The 15,911-nt window shown below is 64.0% G+C and carries 13 protein-coding genes and 1 tRNA gene; 10 read left to right on the plus strand and 4 right to left on the minus strand.

The window, feature by feature from the left end; all coding sequences use genetic code 11:
* Positions 1-28: 28 nt before the first annotated feature.
* Positions 29-3,082 carry an ATP-binding protein gene (locus ABIB90_RS06500; RefSeq protein WP_354200470.1) on the minus strand — a complete coding sequence of 1,018 codons (3,054 nt, stop codon included), beginning with the start codon at positions 3,080-3,082 and terminating at the stop codon, positions 29-31.
* A gap of 291 nt (positions 3,083-3,373) precedes the next feature.
* Here ABIB90_RS06500 and ABIB90_RS06505 point away from each other — a divergent pair, with 291 nt between their 5' ends.
* The 3 genes from ABIB90_RS06505 to ABIB90_RS06515 all read left to right on the plus strand — a co-directional run bounded on the left by ABIB90_RS06505 (position 3,374) and on the right by ABIB90_RS06515 (position 6,044).
* Positions 3,374-3,874, plus strand: coding sequence for a hypothetical protein (locus ABIB90_RS06505; RefSeq protein WP_354200471.1), 501 nt, complete (start codon positions 3,374-3,376; stop codon positions 3,872-3,874).
* Positions 3,875-3,915: 41 nt separating this feature from the next.
* Positions 3,916-5,319 (plus strand): MATE family efflux transporter, encoded by a 1,404-nt coding sequence (locus ABIB90_RS06510; RefSeq protein WP_354200472.1) that lies wholly within the window; start codon positions 3,916-3,918, stop codon positions 5,317-5,319.
* A gap of 179 nt (positions 5,320-5,498) precedes the next feature.
* Positions 5,499-6,044, plus strand: a complete 546-nt coding sequence (locus ABIB90_RS06515) for a hypothetical protein (RefSeq protein ID WP_354200473.1) — start codon at positions 5,499-5,501, stop codon at positions 6,042-6,044.
* A 406-nt stretch (positions 6,045-6,450) separates the two neighbouring features.
* Here the strand turns inward: ABIB90_RS06515 and ABIB90_RS06520 are convergent.
* Positions 6,451-6,527: transfer RNA gene (locus ABIB90_RS06520), tRNA-Met, on the minus strand.
* A 312-nt stretch (positions 6,528-6,839) separates the two neighbouring features.
* Between ABIB90_RS06520 and ABIB90_RS06525 the strand changes: the two genes are divergently transcribed.
* Entirely contained in the window at positions 6,840-8,321 is a 1,482-nt protein-coding gene (locus ABIB90_RS06525) for a coniferyl aldehyde dehydrogenase (protein ID WP_354200474.1), read from the plus strand.
* Positions 8,322-8,420: 99 nt separating this feature from the next.
* Entirely contained in the window at positions 8,421-10,019 is a 1,599-nt protein-coding gene (locus ABIB90_RS06530) for a GMC family oxidoreductase (RefSeq protein ID WP_354200475.1), read from the plus strand.
* 153 nt (positions 10,020-10,172) lie between these two features.
* Here ABIB90_RS06530 and ABIB90_RS06535 read toward each other — a convergent pair whose 3' ends face one another.
* The gene (locus ABIB90_RS06535) at positions 10,173-10,934 is read right to left on the minus strand and encodes an SDR family oxidoreductase (RefSeq protein ID WP_354200476.1); all 762 of its coding nucleotides are present in this window, start codon (positions 10,932-10,934) and stop codon (positions 10,173-10,175) included.
* A gap of 104 nt (positions 10,935-11,038) precedes the next feature.
* Here ABIB90_RS06535 and ABIB90_RS06540 point away from each other — a divergent pair, with 104 nt between their 5' ends.
* The 3 genes from ABIB90_RS06540 to ABIB90_RS06550 all read left to right on the plus strand — a co-directional run bounded on the left by ABIB90_RS06540 (position 11,039) and on the right by ABIB90_RS06550 (position 13,451).
* Positions 11,039-11,551, plus strand: coding sequence for a CvpA family protein (locus tag ABIB90_RS06540; protein ID WP_007599604.1), 513 nt, complete (start codon positions 11,039-11,041; stop codon positions 11,549-11,551).
* A gap of 131 nt (positions 11,552-11,682) precedes the next feature.
* Positions 11,683-12,465 (plus strand): SDR family oxidoreductase, encoded by a 783-nt coding sequence (locus tag ABIB90_RS06545; protein WP_007599602.1) that lies wholly within the window; start codon positions 11,683-11,685, stop codon positions 12,463-12,465.
* Entirely contained in the window at positions 12,462-13,451 is a 990-nt protein-coding gene (locus tag ABIB90_RS06550) for an NADPH:quinone reductase (RefSeq protein ID WP_354200477.1), read from the plus strand. The genes ABIB90_RS06545 and ABIB90_RS06550 overlap by 4 nt, the downstream gene beginning before the upstream one ends.
* Before the next feature lie 12 nt (positions 13,452-13,463).
* Here ABIB90_RS06550 and ABIB90_RS06555 read toward each other — a convergent pair whose 3' ends face one another.
* The gene (locus tag ABIB90_RS06555) at positions 13,464-13,943 is read right to left on the minus strand and encodes a DUF3775 domain-containing protein (RefSeq protein ID WP_354200478.1); all 480 of its coding nucleotides are present in this window, start codon (positions 13,941-13,943) and stop codon (positions 13,464-13,466) included.
* A 123-nt stretch (positions 13,944-14,066) separates the two neighbouring features.
* On the opposite strand from ABIB90_RS06555, the gene ABIB90_RS06560 reads away from it, so the two are divergent.
* Together ABIB90_RS06560 and ABIB90_RS06565 are read left to right on the plus strand one after the other, a co-directional pair.
* A complete protein-coding gene (locus ABIB90_RS06560) occupies positions 14,067-14,915 on the plus strand; it encodes an MBL fold metallo-hydrolase (protein WP_354200479.1) in 849 nt (282 codons plus the stop codon).
* A 129-nt stretch (positions 14,916-15,044) separates the two neighbouring features.
* On the plus strand, positions 15,045-15,887 hold the full coding sequence (locus ABIB90_RS06565; RefSeq protein WP_018457567.1) for a fumarylacetoacetate hydrolase family protein: 843 nt from the start codon (positions 15,045-15,047) through the stop codon (positions 15,885-15,887).
* The last annotated feature ends 24 nt before the right edge of the window (positions 15,888-15,911 follow it).

The following is a 15,911-nucleotide window of genomic DNA, read 5'->3' on the forward strand; positions in this document are numbered from 1 at the left end:
CGCGATGGCGGCCCGGCCGCCGCTGCCGTCAGCTGAGCTCGTCATCGGTCGCCTGCATCTCGTTGAGCATCGCCTCGGCCTTGTGCCGCAGCGGCAGCGCGCCGCTCTCGGCGGCGATCGCGATGGCCGCGCGCAGGGCGCCAAGGATGGCCGCCTTGGCCTCCGCATCCGACGGCGGCGTCACCACGGCCTCGCCGAACAGGGCCTCCGCCTCCAGGCCGGAGAACCCCTGTTGCCGCGCGGTGTTGCGCGCTTCGCGCAGCATGTTCTGCGCGGCCTGGACGTCGCCCAGACGGTGGGTGGCGAGCGCCAGGTAGATCGAGCTGCGCAGCACCGCCGAGGTATAGCCGACCGCCTTCGCCTCCTCGCGCGCTTCCGTCAGCATGCCGCGCGCCCGGTCGAACAGCCCCTGCTCCAGATAGGCCATGCCGAGATGGCAGGCGAGCACCGGCACGAACAGCCGGATGCCGTGCTTCTGCGCCAGGACAAAACCATCCTCGAGAATGGCCGCGGCCGCCGCCGGCTCGCCGCGGCCGAGCATCAGCCACCCGCCGCTATAGGCCGCGGCGACGCGGTCGTAGGGGCGACCGGTTTCCTCCGCGATCGCGGCGGCTTGCTGCTGGAGCTGCTCGGCGGTGTCGAACTCGCCCATGACGGTATGGGTGACGCTGTTCATCATGCAGCAAAGTAACAGGGCAGGCTTCGGTGTCGTGCCGAAAGGAGCACTCGGCTCCGGCCCCGCCAGTTGGGCACAGGCTCGCGCGAACAATCTGTCAGCTTCACGATAGCGTGCGGCAAGGAAGTACACTTGGCCCAGACCGTATTGCGCGGCATTGAGCCAACCCGGATTGCCCGCCCCCTCCGCGAGGCGCACGACTTCCTCACCAATCGTAACTGCTTCGAGCGGGGTGCCGTAGAAATTCTGTGCGGCAGCCATCACGGTCATTGCGGCGACCTTCCGTCCGATGTCGTTGATCGCGTCGGCGCGGCGCTCGGCCTCCTTGCCAAGATTCAACCAGTCGGCGATCTGGCCGGAGGCGATAAACGCCGCACGCGCCTCGATGCGAACATCCACGGCGTTCGCTTCTCTCGAAGGAGAGATCGGGGTCTGATCCAGCGATTTCATCGCGATCTCGAAATAGTCAGCCGCATCGACAAACGCCGACCGCGCAAGACATTTGCGCCCCGAGGCTCTGCCGTAGCTGAACGATTTGGTCCAATCCTTCGCTCGCGTGGCATGATAGCAGAGCTTGTCTGGATCGTCGGCTCCAACCTCGCCGCCTTCCAAGGCCGAAAGAATGCGCGCATGGATGTCTTCGCGCGCCCTTTCGACCATGGAGTCGTAGGTCACCTGCCGGACCATTTCATGCCGGAATTCCAGCGCATCTTCCAATTCGCTGTCGATCCTGACCAGTAGCTCGGCGCGATCGAGTGCGACGAGGCATCCCTGAAGAGCATCCTCGGGCAGGGCCGCGATCTTCCGCAGCATGACTTCGCTCGATCTCGGCCCCAGACTGGCGGCGATCTGCAAAACGGACCGTTCCTGCTTCGACACCCGATCGAGGCGTGCTGCAATCACGCCTTGGATACTTGTGGGAATGCCGAGTTCGTCGATCGGACGCACGAGTGCGAGGTCGCCCCATTGGCCACGTAGCGTGCCGCTGTCCTTCAATCCGCGGCAGACCTCCTCAATGAACAGAGGAACGTTGGCGGTATGAGAAATGATCCGGCTCTTCAAATCCGCGTTGGTTTCGGAGGAGCCGAGCATGTCTGCCAGCATGGCGAGCCCCGAATCGTCGTCGAGGGGCCGCATTGCGACGATCTCGGCCTGACAGCGCGCAATCCAGACCGGCATGCCATTTGGCCGGGAGGTGAAAAGCACGAGAAGGCCGGCCGCCTGCAACGACGCGATGGCAGCCACGACGCCGTCGCTCGCCCGGTCGATCCAGTGCAGATCCTCCAGCAGGAGCACCGTTCGCCCGCGATTTGCCAGGCTTCCGGCGATGGCACAGCTTGCATCGGAGATGGCTCGTCCCCGTGCATGAGGCTCCAGTTCATCCCAATGCGAATTCGATATGGGGAGATCGAGCACTGCATCGAGCGCACTTTGCTGAATCGATGGCAGTCCCTGTCGAATATCTCCCGGGCTGTCCGGCTCCCTTGCAGCCGCGTCCATGGCCGACAGCAAAATCCGCTTGAGTGTGCTGAAGGGGGCACCCTGGAGGTTCGGGCTGCACTCGGCATCGATCAGCCTCCAGCCATCGGCCTTGAGCTGCTGGGCAAACTCGTGCGCCAACCGCGACTTGCCGATACCAGCATCACCCAGCAGCAGCACTGTCTGCCGGCTTGTCGCGGCGCTTCCCGCACTGCGCTCCAGCAGCGCGCGCTCGGTCGTGCGATCGACGAAACGGGAGACGCTGCGAGCCCTTCGCACCCGCCAGCTTGACAAGTCGCTCGCGCCCACGATCCGATAGACCGGCACGGGTTGGCTGAAGCCGCGCAGTGATTTTCCGCCCAAGGATTCAAAGCGGACATGCCCGTCGGCGAGCTTCTGGCAGGCCTCGGAGACGCAGATCTGGTTCGCCTCAGCCGTCGCCTCCAGCCGAGCGGCCAAATGCTGGGCCGCGCCGCCGATCTCGTAGACCTTGGAGAACTCGCTGGCGACCATGTAGGCAACGACATGGCCGGAGTGGAGACCAACCCGGACCTGAAGCCCGGGATCACCAAGGCTCGCGACGCGCCGAACCAATTCTATCGCAGCGTGGCAGGCCAAGGGCGCATGATTGTCGTCCGCAATGGGGGCACCGAACACGGCGGCAAGGCCGTCGCCCAATTCCTTGCTGACGATACCGCCGAACTGCCGAACCGCCCCCCGCATAGCGGCCAGGGCTGGCTCCAGGCGCGAGACCGCCTCCTCCGGATCGAGCTCTGCAACAAGCCCGGTGGAATCGACGACATCGGCCCGGAGAATTGTGACAAACCGTCGTTCACTGTCGGGATCGGAGCGGCTCACGCCTGCACCGCAATTGGGGCAGCGGCTGTCGCTTGCTTCGATCGTCGACTGACATGCCGTGCAAAGCATTCCGTGCTCTCAAGACCTTGCAGCGGTACGGTCGGTAGGCCACTGCGAACGATGGCGACAGGATCGCCTATGAAAACCCGCTTAGCAACGGGGCATGCGATGCATCCCAGACAAAGCGCCCCCAGAAACGGTTGCTGATCTGGACGATTCACAGTCCTGGGTGGTAGCTTGCCAAAAGCCGAGCGAAGAAGATGCTACGAGTAACGGGCACAGGCTCGTGTTCTAACCGTCAAGCTTCGCAGAGCTGCATATTTCCCAGGGAAGCCAAGCATTGATTGAGGGACAAAATACATGGGCATGAGAGTTTACACGGGTAAGCCATTTAAGGACCTGATGAATGGTAATTACTATCCATTGGAGAACATGAAGAAGAGCGTAAAGAAGCTCAAAGCCTCGGAAAATATCCATCTCCCGACATTGGAATACGGCCAGTATCACCTGATTTTGACGCCGAAGAGCAAGTGGCCGCAGGGCAGCGCGAAGCACTGGCACAAGGAGAAGGGCCGTGCGCGCGTCGACCTCACCTCCCAACCGAATACCACGCCGCTGTCGAAGGACGAGCCGGACGTGATTCCGCTGACGCGATGTGCCTTGCTCGATGCCTGTGTCCGGAAGTGCTTCAACTCGGAGCCTCCGATTCCGATGAAGACCAACATCATCACGCATGCGTCGACGGATCGGAACGCCGACCGGCACGAGATCCGGCTGGAGTGGGAGTACGAGGCCGACAGCAACACGCCCAAACTGCTCAATTTGACGATGGTCTGTCCGCACAAGCCACCCAAGTCCTGATCTCTGGTCGGACCCGACAGTTCGACAACAAGGAAGGTCCGTTGTCGCCGCCCCCTCGCCCAGTCGCGAATACGCTGCTCGACGGACCGATCCTGCGGACGCTGCTCTCGCTCGCCTGGCCGAACGCGCTCGCGTTTTCGGCCGGCACCTTGGTTGCGATCGCGGAAACCTCCTATATTGGGAAACTCGGGATCGAAGCGCTGGCAGCAATGGCGCTGGTGTTTCCCTGCGTGATGCTGACCATGAGCATGTCGGGCGCGTCGATGGGCGGCGGTGTGGCGTCGGCCATTTCCCGCGCGCTCGGCGCGGGTGACCGCGACCGGGCGGAGAGCCTGGCCACGCACGCACTGCTGATCGCCGTCTTCTTCGGCCTGGTTTTCACGCTTGGCATGCTCATCGGTGGCCGGCAACTGCTGGAGTTGCTCGGCGGCAAGGGGGATGTGCTGGCGCTGGCAGTCGCCTACAGCCAAGTGTACTTCGGCGGAGCCGTGCTCACCTGGCTGGTCAATATTCTAGCCGGCGTCCTGCGCGGCACCGGCAACATGAAATTGCCGTCGCTGATGATCGTCAACTCTGCGATCTTGCAGATCATCCTTGGCGGAACGCTAGGTCTTGGTCTCGGACCCGTACCCCAATTCGGGATGCCGGGGGTCGCGACAGGGTCGTTGATCGCGTATTCGATCAATATTGCGATTATGAGCTGGTACCTGTTCTCCGGCCGGGGTGGCATCATTCCCCGGCTGAATGGGTTTCGTATGCGGTGGCCGTTGTTTGCCGACATCCTCAAGGTCGGCGTGGTCGGCTGCTTCTCCCCACTGCAAAATACGCTGACGAACCTCGTCTTGACTCACATGCTTGCCGTGTTCGGCACCGCGGTCCTCGCGGCTTATGGCATCGGCGCGCGCCTGGAATACGTGCTGGCGACCATCGCCTTCTCTGTTGGCATCGGCTCGGTGCCCATGATTGGCGTTGCGATCGGCGCGGGGCGCATCGCGCGTGCCCGCCGGATCGCCTGGACGACCGGCCTCGTGGCACTGGTTGTTATCGGGACGCTAGCGTGCGCGGTTGCTCTCTTCCCCGGACCGTGGGTTAGTCTCTTCACGGACGACGCCGAGGCGGGCACCGCCAGCCGGCAATTTCTCCGCACCGTCGCTCCGTTCTATGCCTTCATCGGGCTTGCCTCGGCGATGTATTTCTCGTCGCAGGGTGCCGGGAATGTGCTCGGTCCAGTGCTCGCGCAGACCGCACGGCTGCTCTTCATCGTGCTTGGCGGCTGGTATCTGGTCTCGCAGACGGCAACGACCGAGAGCTTTTTCTCGCTCACGGCTGCTTCAATGATGTTGCTGGGCCTCCTTTCCTCCGCCGCAGTTGCGTTTACACGCTGGGGGCCTCGCAACGCCGATGCGAAAGGCCCGCTGACCTTGGCCGGTGCGGCCGACAAATAAGAGCGCAAGACATGCACAGTGAGACGCTCTCAGATTGCTTTCGTTGACGCCACATCTTCGCGAATGATAGCGTTCGCAGGTAAGCTTGGGGGCACAAGCGTGGCTCGTCGTTGAGCTCGCTGCCGTGGAATACTTGCCAGTATCTGTGCCAGTACGCGGCGAAAAATCGAGAGCGATCAATGGGCACAATCTACGACGATCAAAACTACAAAGACCTGATGAACGGCAACTACTATCCGCTCGAGAACATGAAGCGGAGCGTTGCCAGGCTTAAGGCCTCCAAGCAGATCGACATCGAGACGATGGAATACGGCCAGTATCAGCCGATCCTGTCGCCGCTGGAGACATGGCCGAACGGTAGCGGCAAGGTGTGGTTCAAGGCGCTCGGCCATGCCCGCCTCCAGCTCACCGCCCAGCCCAACACCACGCCGCTGTCGAACGACGAACGTGTCGTGGTCCCGCCGACCAAATGCGCGCTGCTGGATGCGTCCATCCGCAAGTGCTTCAACTCGGAGCCGCCGATTCCGATGAAGGCGGACATCAGGCAGCACCAGAAGGACGACGCCAATTCCGACCAACACGAGATTCGTCTGGTCTGGGAGTACGGCAATGGCGAGGATCACGCGCCGACATTGCTCAATCTGACCATGGTCTGCCCCCATGCAGCCAAGCCGCGACAGGCGGATGCCTCAGTCGAGGCCCGGCAGGAGCTCTCCGAAAAGTAAGACGCACTCTGGCGGTAATACCATTTGATCTGGCGCGGGCCGGCACTTTGCCGGCCCGCCTTTTTTCGTGCGTGCTTTCGAAGGACGCTGAATCACGAGACCACGCCTCCCCACCAGCAGATGCTCGGCGCGACGTCGAGCAAGGCGCGGCATGATTTCCTCGGCAGTGCCAGCGAAACGACGCTCGCCTGCCGGCGACTACGGGGACAGTGCGCTCGATAGCGGTTGTCGAAATCGCAATGGCTGCCACGTCCGAATTCGGCGCTGTCGGCGCAACGCTCACCCACCTGAGGCAGCCGCAAGGGATTCGTCGGAGCCCGTGACACTCACGCACGGCTCCCCCCAAAACAAAAATGGCCCGCGCGATGCGGGCCATTTTCGGATCGGGACCGGTAAGGTCCGAACTTGGTTGCGGGGATAGGATTTGAACCTATGACCTTCAGGTTATGAGCCTGACGAGCTACCGGGCTGCTCCACCCCGCGTTAACCGTTGCTTTGCCTTCGTGAAAGTGCCGGGGACGGTGAATGAAGGGCCGGCGCTGTTCGCGTGGCTTGCTTCGTCCGTCCCGAAGGCTTCCTTGGAAGGCAACCCCGGGCAAAGCCCGTTGGGTGCGGGCGGTATGTACCAACCCGGGATGGCTTTGGAAAGGGCCGCGGGGACGTTTTTTTCGACTTTATGACAGCGTGGTGGACGAATTTGCGGCCTGTTTGGCCCGCCCTTGCCAGAAGTTCCCCAAGGGGCCAGCTTGCTGGCAACAAAACCAGGCGGAAATGCCAGTTCAAGGGGAGAACGCCATGGACCACGCCTTGGGACGTCCCTTGGACGGCCCCTCTGACCGCCCCCTGGACCGGTCCCCGACAAGCGCCCCGCTTCGGGCCCTCGAAGACGCCTTCCATGCCATGGTCGCGCGGTCGCGGGCCGAGCCGGCGCCTGGCCTTGCCGAGCGGCTCGACCGGCTGGCGCGGCTGCGCACTGTCGTCGCCGACAACGAGGAGCGCTTCCGGCAGGCGATCTCGGCCGATTTCGGCCACCGCTGCGCGGTCGAGACCAATATCGCCGAGACCATGATGGTGTTCTCCGAGATCCGTCATGCCACGAAACACCTCAAGAGCTGGACGGCGCCGCAGCGCGTTTCGACGGCGCTGCAATTCATGCCCGCGCGCAACCGGCTGATGCCGCAGCCGCTCGGAGTCGTCGGCATCATCGCGCCGTGGAATTATCCGCTGCAGCTGACGCTCGCGCCCGCGATCGGCGCACTCGCCGCCGGCAACCGCGTCATCATCAAGCCGAGCGAACACGTCGCCCATTTCGCAAGCCTGCTGAAGGAGACGGTCGCCGCGCGGTTCGATGCTGCGGAGTTGCTCGTCACCGGCATCGAGGATGAGGTCGCGAAGGCCTTTGCATCGCTGCCGTTCGATCATCTGGTGTTCACCGGCTCGACACGGGTGGGGCGGCTGGTCGCGGAGGCGGCGGGGCGTAACCTCACGCCCGTCACGCTCGAGCTCGGCGGCAAGTCGCCTGTGATCATCGACGCCTCGGCCGACCTCGAAGAGGCCGCCGAACGCATCGCCTACGGCAAGCTGCTCAATGCCGGGCAGACCTGCATCGCGCCCGACTATGTGCTGGTGCCCGAGCGCTCGCTGCAGGCCTTTGCCGAAAAAGTGCGCGCGCAGATGCGACGCATGTTCGGCACCGACCCCGCCAACAAGGACTACACCTCCGTGATCTCCGACCGGCATTATGCGCGGCTGGAGAATCTCGTCGCGGATGCGGCACGTCGCGGCGCCAAGATCCTGCAGCCGGCGAAGGCGGACGATCCGAACTGGAAGGCGCACCGCAAATTCCCGCCGACGCTGATTGTGGGCGCGACGGAAGAGATGGCGGTCATGCAGGAGGAGATTTTCGGCCCCGTGCTGCCGGTGCTCGGCTATCGCGAACCGGCGGACGCCATCGCCTTCGTCAACGCCCGCGACCGGCCGCTGGCGCTGTACTGGTTCGGCAAGGACCGCATTGCGCGCGACGAGGTGCTGGCGCGCACGGTCTCCGGCGGCGTCACCATCAACGACTGCCTGTTCCACTTCGCGCAAATCAACCAGCCGATGGGCGGCGTCGGCGCATCCGGCACCGGCGCCTATCATGGCGAATGGGGCTTTCGCACCTTCAGCAAGCTGAAGCCGGTGTTCTATCGTTCGAAATTCAACCGGCTCGCCGACCTCTATCCCCCCTACGGCGGCAAGATCGCGCGGCTGGAGAAGATGATGCGGTTCATGTCGTAGGGGTGGTCGTTCCGGGGCGCGAAGCGAACCCGGAACCTCGAGATTCCGGGTTCGATGCTCCGCATCGCCCCGGAATGACGATAAAAGGGGGAAACATCAGTGACGGACACATTCGATTTCGTCGTCGTGGGCGCGGGCTCCGGCGGCTGCGCGGTGGCGGGGCGGCTGTCGGAGGATGCGGGGACATCCGTGGCGCTGCTCGATGCCGGCGGTCGGAACGACAATTGGCGGATCACCACGCCGTTCGGACTCGCTTTGCCGTACAAGGTCGCGAACTGGGGCTTCGATACCGTGCCGCAGAAGGGATTGAACGGCCGTATCGGCTATCAACCGCGCGGCAAGGGGCTCGGCGGGTCCTCGGCGATCAACGCCATGGTCTACATCCGCGGCAACAAATGGGACTACGACCACTGGGCCTCGCTCGGCAATGCCGGCTGGTCGTACGCGGACGTGCTGCCCTATTTCAAGCGCTCGGAGAACAACGCCGATTTCGACGGCGCGTATCATGGCAAGGGCGGCCCGCTGCACGTCAACAGGCTGCGCGCGGACAATCCGATCCATGACGTCTTCCATCAGGCCGCGCGCGAGGCGCAGTTCCGCATCCGCGAGGACTTCAATGCGGAGGACCATGAAGGGCTCGGCAGCTATCAGGTGACCCAGCACAATGGCGAGCGCTGGAGCGCGGCGCGCGCCTATGTGAATCCGCACATGGGCAAGCGCGCGAATCTGCGTGTCGAGACGCAGGCGCATGCCACGCGCATCCTGTTCGAAGGCGGGCGCGCGGTCGGCATCGAATATCTCCAGGGCAAGCAGACAAAACAGCTGCGCGCCCGCCGCGAGGTGATCCTCGCCTCCGGCGCATTCCAGTCACCGCAATTGCTGATGCTGTCAGGCATCGGCGACGGCGAGGCGCTTGCCGCGCACGGCATCGGCGTCGTGCATCATTTGCCGGGCGTTGGACGCAATCTGCAGGACCATCCGGATTTCGTGTTCGTCTACGCCTCCGACTATCCGCACTTCGTCCATTCATCGATCGGACGGCTGCCATCCCTGCTCCGCGCCATCCAGCGCTACCGCCGGGAGCGGCGCGGCCTGATGACCACCAATTTCGCCGAGTGTGGCGGCTTCCTGAAGACCCGAGCCGACCTCGATGTGCCCGACATCCAGCTGCACTTCATCATCGCGATGCTCGACGACCACGGCCGCAAGAAGCACAAGGAGGCGGGCTTTTCATGCCATGTCTGCCTGTTGCGACCGAAGAGCCGTGGCAGCGTCTGGCTGAGAAGCGCCGATCCGCTGGCGGCGCCGATGATCGATCCGAATTTCTTGGGCGAGGCGGAGGATCTCGAGACAATGGTCGCGGGCTTCAAGACCACGCGACGGCTGATGGAGACGCCCGCGATGCGCGCGTTGCAGAAGAAGGACATGTTCACGTCCGATGTGAGAACGGACGACGACATCCGCGCCATCCTGCGCGCGCGGGTCGACACCGTCTATCATCCCGTCGGCACCTGCAAGATGGGCACGGGCGCGATGGCGGTGGTCGATCCGGCGCTGAAGGTGCACGGCGTCGAGGGCCTGCGCGTCGTCGACGCCTCGATCATGCCGACACTGATCGGCGGCAATACCAATGCGCCGACCATCATGATCGGGGAGAAGGCGGCGGATATGATCAGGGCGGAGATGCGGGTAAACTAGCATTGCGCGGGCTACGGCAGCCACTTGCTCCGACCTCGTCCTGAGGAGCGCGCTCTTGCGCGCGTCTCGAAGGACGCACCTCGCACTCATCTTCATCCTTCGAGACGCCGCTTCGCGGCTCCTCAGGATGAGGGCGGAGCGTGCGGCAGCTCCTCAATTCAACAAGAACCCGCCGTCCACCGTCACCACGCTGCCCGTCATGTACCGCGAGGCCTTCGAGGCCAGCAGCAGGATCGCGCCGTCGAGATCGGACTCGGCGCCGATGCGGCGCTGCGGGATGCGCTTGGTCAGGCGCTCGCCCGACGGCGTCGACCAGAACGCGTGGTTCATCTCGGTGTCGATGTAGCCGGGCGCCAGCGCGTTGATGCGGATGTTCTGCCCCGCGAGCTCCAGCGCCATCGCTTTGGTCGCCTGGATGATGCCGGCCTTGGAGATCGCGTAAGGCGACACCGCCTTCAGCACGCCGATGCCGAGCACGGAGGCGATGTTGACGATGTTGCCTGCCTGCTTGCGCGCGATCATGCGGCGCGCGATCTCGGTCGCTAAGAAATAGGCGCCCTTGAGATTGGCGCCGATCACCGCGTCCCAATCGGCCTCGGTCTGCTCGGTCGCGAGCTTTTCGATGGCGATGCCGGCATTGTTGATCAGCACCGTGACCGGGCCGAGCGCGGCTTCCGCGGCATCGACGGCCCTGGCGATCGATGCGGTGTCGGTGACGTCGAGCGCGACGGCTGCGGCACGGCCGCCCTTGCCGCGGATCTCCTCTTCCAGGCTCTTCAGCTTGTCGGTCTGCCGCGCCGCGAGCGCGACGGCCGCGCCATGCGCCGCCAGCACCCGGGCAAATTGCCGCCCCAAGCCCTGGCTCGCACCTGTGACGAGGATGGTTTCCTGACTGACGTCGAATAGGTCCGACATGACGCTTTCCTTGAGCTTTGCAGCCATCAATACAGACGACTTTAACGATCTGAAACCGGAATGATCGGTTCTGCGTTCACTCGTTCCATGGCAGGGTCACGCGCATGAACAGTTTCGATCTCGCCGTCTATGCGGCGTTCGTCATCGCGATCGGCTTCGGTTTCAGGACCGGCCTGCTCGGCAGCGCCATGACGATCCTGGCCTATCTCCTCGCCGCCCCCATCGCCGTCGCGTTGATGCCGCTGATCGTCCCTCAGGTCGCGGGCAATCCGAATGCGCCGCTGTTGCAGAACTGGCTCTGGTTCTTCGTTATCTTCGTGGTGGTCGGCATGCTGTTTGGACATCTCGGCCGGCTGGCGCTGAGCGACACGATACGGCAGGCCGGCATCGGCGACCGGCTTGGCGGCGCAGCCCTCGGCGCCATCAGGGTCGGCCTCGTCGCCACCACCCTGGTGCTGGTGTTCGACCAGATCGTGCCGGCTAACCGCGAGCCGCCGTTTCTCGCCGGTTCGCACCTGCGGCCGCTGTTCTCGACGGTCGGCCGGATGGGCTTCAAGTCGCTGCCGCCGGAGGCGGCCTCCGCGATCGACCGTCTCAAGCAGGAGCGGCACATCTGATGATGCCCGCACATTTGCATCGCCGCGCGAGCGTGCATGCATTTTGATGCGAGCCAATCCCTTATCAGCGGCGCCAAGGTTGGCTAGAATAGCGGCTCTAAAAACCTAGCTGACATTACGGGAGTGAAACAGTGGATCTTGGGATCAAAGGTCGCCGCGCCATCGTCTGCGCATCCAGCAAAGGCCTCGGACGCGCCTGCGCCATCTCGCTGGCCGAGGCCGGCGTTCACGTCACGCTGACCGCGCGCGGCGCCGAGGCCCTGAAGAAGACGGCCGACGACATCCGCAAGGCCTATCCTGATGTGACCGTCACCGAGATCGTCGGCGACATCACGACGCCGGCGGGCCGCGAGGCCGTGCTGAAGGCCTGCCCGGAGCCGGATATCCTGATCAACAATGCCGGCGGACCGCCGCCCGGCGATTTCCGCAACTGGACCCGCGACGACTGGATCAAGGCGATCGACGCCAACATGCTGACCCCGATCGAGCTGATCAAATCGACCGTGGACGGCATGATGACGCGCAAATTCGGCCGCATCGTCAACATCACCTCGGCCGCGGTGAAGGCGCCGATCGACATTCTCGGTCTCTCCAACGGAGCGCGCGCCGGCCTCACCGGCTTCATTGCCGGCCTGTCGCGCAAGACCGTGATCAACAACGTCACCATCAACGGCCTGCTGCCGGGCCCGTTCGAGACCGACCGCCTGCGCAGCACCGCGAAAGGCGAATCCGAGAAGCGCGGCATCACGCCGGACCAGGTTCTGGCCGAGCGCGCCAAGCTCAATCCCGCGGGCCGCTTCGGCGACCCCGACGAGTTCGGCTACGCCTGCGCCTTCCTGTGCGGCGCCAAGGCGGGCTTCATCACCGGGCAGAACCTTCTGCTCGATGGCGGTGCATTCCCAGGAACGCTGTGAGAGCAGTCTGGTACGAGGAGACAGGACCGGCGGCGGACGTCCTCACCTATGGTGAGATGGCGACGCCGGTCGCAGGTCCAGGCGAAGTTCGTGTTCGACTGGAAGCCTCCGGCGTCAATCCGGCCGATGTCGGCCGGCGCGGGGGCAGCTATCGCGCGAAGGAATTTTCGCGTGTCATTCCGAACAGCGATGGCGCGGGCTTTATCGACCAGATCGGCGATGGCGCGACGGGGTTCAAGATCGGCGACAGGGTCTGGCTGTTCAACGGCCAGCGCAACGGCCGCGCCTTTGGCACCGCGGCCGAACATATCGCGCTTGCCGAGCACCTGGTGACGCCGCTGCCGGACAATCTCTCTTTTGCGGAAGGCGCGACGCTGGGCATTCCCGCAATGACGGCGTGGTGCTCCCTGTTTGCGGACGGGCCGATCGTCGGCAAGACCGTGCTGGTCACCGGCGGCGCGGGTGCCGTCGGGCATTACGCCGTGCAACTCGCGAAATGGGGCGGCGCGCAGGTGATCGCGACCGTCAGCTCGGCGATGAAAGGCGAGCAGGCGCGACAAGCCGGTGCCGATCTCGTGGTCAATTACAGGGACGAAGATGTCGTTGCCAAGGCGATGGCCTTCACCGGCGGACGCGGGGTCGACCACTTGGTCGATGTCGATTTCGGCGGCAACATTGCGACGACGCTGAAGTTGATGGCCATGAATTCGACCATCGCGGTCTACGCCACGAATGGCAACCGCACGCCGACCGTGCCGCTACGCGAGTTGATGGAAAAGTGCATCACGCTCCGCTCGCTCGTCTTGTTCGCGCTGCCGCCGGCGCTGCTTGCGGCGGCGCAGGCCGACATCTCGAAATGGCTGGCGGCGGGGCCGCGAATCCACAATGTCGCGGCGCAGTTTGCGCTGTCGGAGACGGCGCAGGCCCATATCGCCGTCGAGAAAGGCGACAAGCTCGGCACCGTGGTCGTTGACTGCGCGCGCTGATATCGGCCGGAATCACCGCTGTTGCTTGGTGGGCTCGTCTTCGTCCCGCTGGCTCGGACTGGATGAATCGGCGACTGGGTTTCCGTCGGTCCAGTCGACGCCGAATTCGTCGAGCCCGTCGGCGAGCAGATCGCCCAGCATCGGCTCACCGAGCAGATAATGCGCCGTCTCGCGCCGGGGACTGCGATACTCGGCGCGCGCCTCCACCGCGCGTGCGCGCAAATCGTCCCAATCGTCGATCGTGCCGTCGCCGCGGCCGAGCCAGGTCAGTGTGACGAGATCGATCTGCTCGTCCTCGTTCATGGCCACGATGAAACTTCCGAGCTCGTTGACGACCGGATCGGAGCCGTCATCCTCGAGGACGTCGACCGCATCGTCATCAGTCGCGTTCGAGCCGGAATCCGGATCGGAATCCGCCTGCTTGACGTCGAATTCACGCGCCTTTTCGATGATGAAGGCGACCTTCTCCGCGGAAATCGCAAGCTCTGGCATGGCTGGCCCTTTGTCTTTCCCTGGGTTCCCGCGATAACGCCGCACCGCGTCAGATGATCCATTGCGCCTGACAGCGAAACTGCGCATGTTCCCCGCCAAAGCAAGAACATGAGGATGCGCCGGATGCAGTGGAAGGTCGGCAGGGTCAAAATCACTGAGGTCGTGGAATTGGAGACGGTCGGCTCGACCCGCTTCATTCTGCCCTTGGCGAGCAATGCAGAAATCCAGAAGCTGCCCTGGCTGATCCCGCATTTCGCCACCGAAGAGGGCCGGCTGAAAATGTCAATCCATTCGCTGGTGGTGGAGACGCCGACGCGCCGCATCGTTGTCGATACCGGGCTTGGCAACGACAAGCAGGGCCGCAACGTCCCGACCTGGAACAATCGCACCACGCCGTTCCTGGAGACGATGATTGCGGCGGGCTTTCCCCCTGACAGCATCGATACCGTGCTGTGCACGCATCTTCATGTCGACCATGTCGGCTGGAACACGAAATGGGTCGACGGCAAATGGGTGCCGACCTTCCCCAACGCGCGCTATGTCTTCGGCAAGACCGAGTATGAGCATTGGCGCGACCATTCCACCGAGCCGGACAAGCAGGCCGTGTTTGGCGATTCCGTGGAGCCGATCGTCGATGCAGACCGGGCCGAGTTGGTCGCGAGCGACCACCGGCTCAGCGACGAGATCAGCATGATCCCAACCCCCGGCCACAGCCCCGGGCATATGAGCATTCTGATCCAGTCGGGAGGCGAGCAGGGACTGCTGACGGGCGACGTCGCCCATCATCCCTGCCAGATGGCGCATCTCGGCTGGTCCTCGACCGCGGATTCCGACCAAAGCCAATCGGCTACGACGCGGCGCGAATTGTTCGGCCGGTTTGCCGACACCCCGACGCTGGTGATCGGCGGGCATTTTTCGGCCGGGCATATCAAGCGGGACAGGGACGCATTCAGGTTCGAGGCGCTGGCCTAGTCTCGTGCCCCGGACGAACCTCCCGAATTGAGAGGGCTGCAATGCGCCCCTCTATGAGCGGTTGAATTTCCCGCCGCCCTGTTCCATGAAGCTGTTCAACCGATCGGTCCATTCCAGGGAGAAACGAGAATGAAGCTTGTTCGTTATGGCGAGAAGGGTGCGGAAAAGCCCGGCCTGATCGACAAATCCGGCCAGTTGCGGGACCTGTCGGCGCATGTGAAGGACCTGACCGGCGAGGCCTATTCGCCCGAGAGCCTGAAGAAGCTGGCGGCGCTCGATCCCGCCTCGCTGCCCGCCGTCTCCGGTAAGCCGCGGTTCGGCGCCCCCGTCACCGGCATGTCGAAATTCGTGGCGATCGGCCTCAACTACAGCGACCACGCCAAGGAGACCGGCGCGGAGATCCCGAGCGAGCCGATCATTTTCATGAAGGCCAACACCTCGCTGTCCGGCCCGAACGACGCCATCGAGAAGCCGCGCGGCTCGACCAAGCTCGACTGGGAGGTCGAGATCGCCGCGATCATCGGCACGCGCGCAAAATACGTCTCTGAAGCCGACGCGCTCAACCACGTCGCCGGTTACTGCGTCTGCAACGACGTCTCCGAGCGCGCCTTCCAGATCGAGCGCCTGGGTCAGTGGACCAAGGGCAAGTCGCACGACACGTTCGGCCCGCTCGGCCCCTGGCTCGCCACCAAGGACGAGATCAAGGACGTGCAGAACCTGCCGATGTGGCTCGACGTCAACGGCCAGCGCCGCCAGACCGGCTCGACCAAGACCATGATCTTCTCGATGGCCAAGTGCATCTCCTATGTCTCGCAGTTCATGACGCTGCTGCCGGGCGACATCATCACGACGGGCACCCCGCCCGGCGTCGGCCTCGGCATGAAGCCGCCGACCTTCCTCAATGTCGGCGACGTCATCACGCTCGGCATCGAGGGCCTCGGCGAGCAGCGCCAGGAGATCGTCGCGGCGTAAGCCGTGGCCCTCTCCCCGTCATTG

The organism is Bradyrhizobium sp. JR4.1, from assembly GCF_040548605.1.
GTDB lineage: Bacteria > Pseudomonadota > Alphaproteobacteria > Rhizobiales > Xanthobacteraceae > Bradyrhizobium > Bradyrhizobium canariense.

What these genes read in the sequence shown, in the direction of transcription:
- ABIB90_RS06525 (WP_354200474.1), top strand. Translation starts at nt 6,840, where the DNA reads ATGGACCACGCCTTGGGACGTCCCTTGGACGGCCCCTCTGACCGCCCC.
- ABIB90_RS06560 (WP_354200479.1), top strand. Translation starts at nt 14,067, where the DNA reads ATGCAGTGGAAGGTCGGCAGGGTCAAAATCACTGAGGTCGTGGAATTG.
- ABIB90_RS06565 (WP_018457567.1), top strand. Translation starts at nt 15,045, where the DNA reads ATGAAGCTTGTTCGTTATGGCGAGAAGGGTGCGGAAAAGCCCGGCCTG.
- ABIB90_RS06515 (WP_354200473.1), top strand. Translation starts at nt 5,499, where the DNA reads ATGGGCACAATCTACGACGATCAAAACTACAAAGACCTGATGAACGGC.
- ABIB90_RS06500 (WP_354200470.1), bottom strand. Translation starts at nt 3,082, where the DNA reads ATGCTTTGCACGGCATGTCAGTCGACGATCGAAGCAAGCGACAGCCGC.
- ABIB90_RS06555 (WP_354200478.1), bottom strand. Translation starts at nt 13,943, where the DNA reads ATGCCAGAGCTTGCGATTTCCGCGGAGAAGGTCGCCTTCATCATCGAA.
- ABIB90_RS06535 (WP_354200476.1), bottom strand. Translation starts at nt 10,934, where the DNA reads ATGTCGGACCTATTCGACGTCAGTCAGGAAACCATCCTCGTCACAGGT.
- ABIB90_RS06505 (WP_354200471.1), top strand. Translation starts at nt 3,374, where the DNA reads ATGGGCATGAGAGTTTACACGGGTAAGCCATTTAAGGACCTGATGAAT.
- ABIB90_RS06540 (WP_007599604.1), top strand. Translation starts at nt 11,039, where the DNA reads ATGAACAGTTTCGATCTCGCCGTCTATGCGGCGTTCGTCATCGCGATC.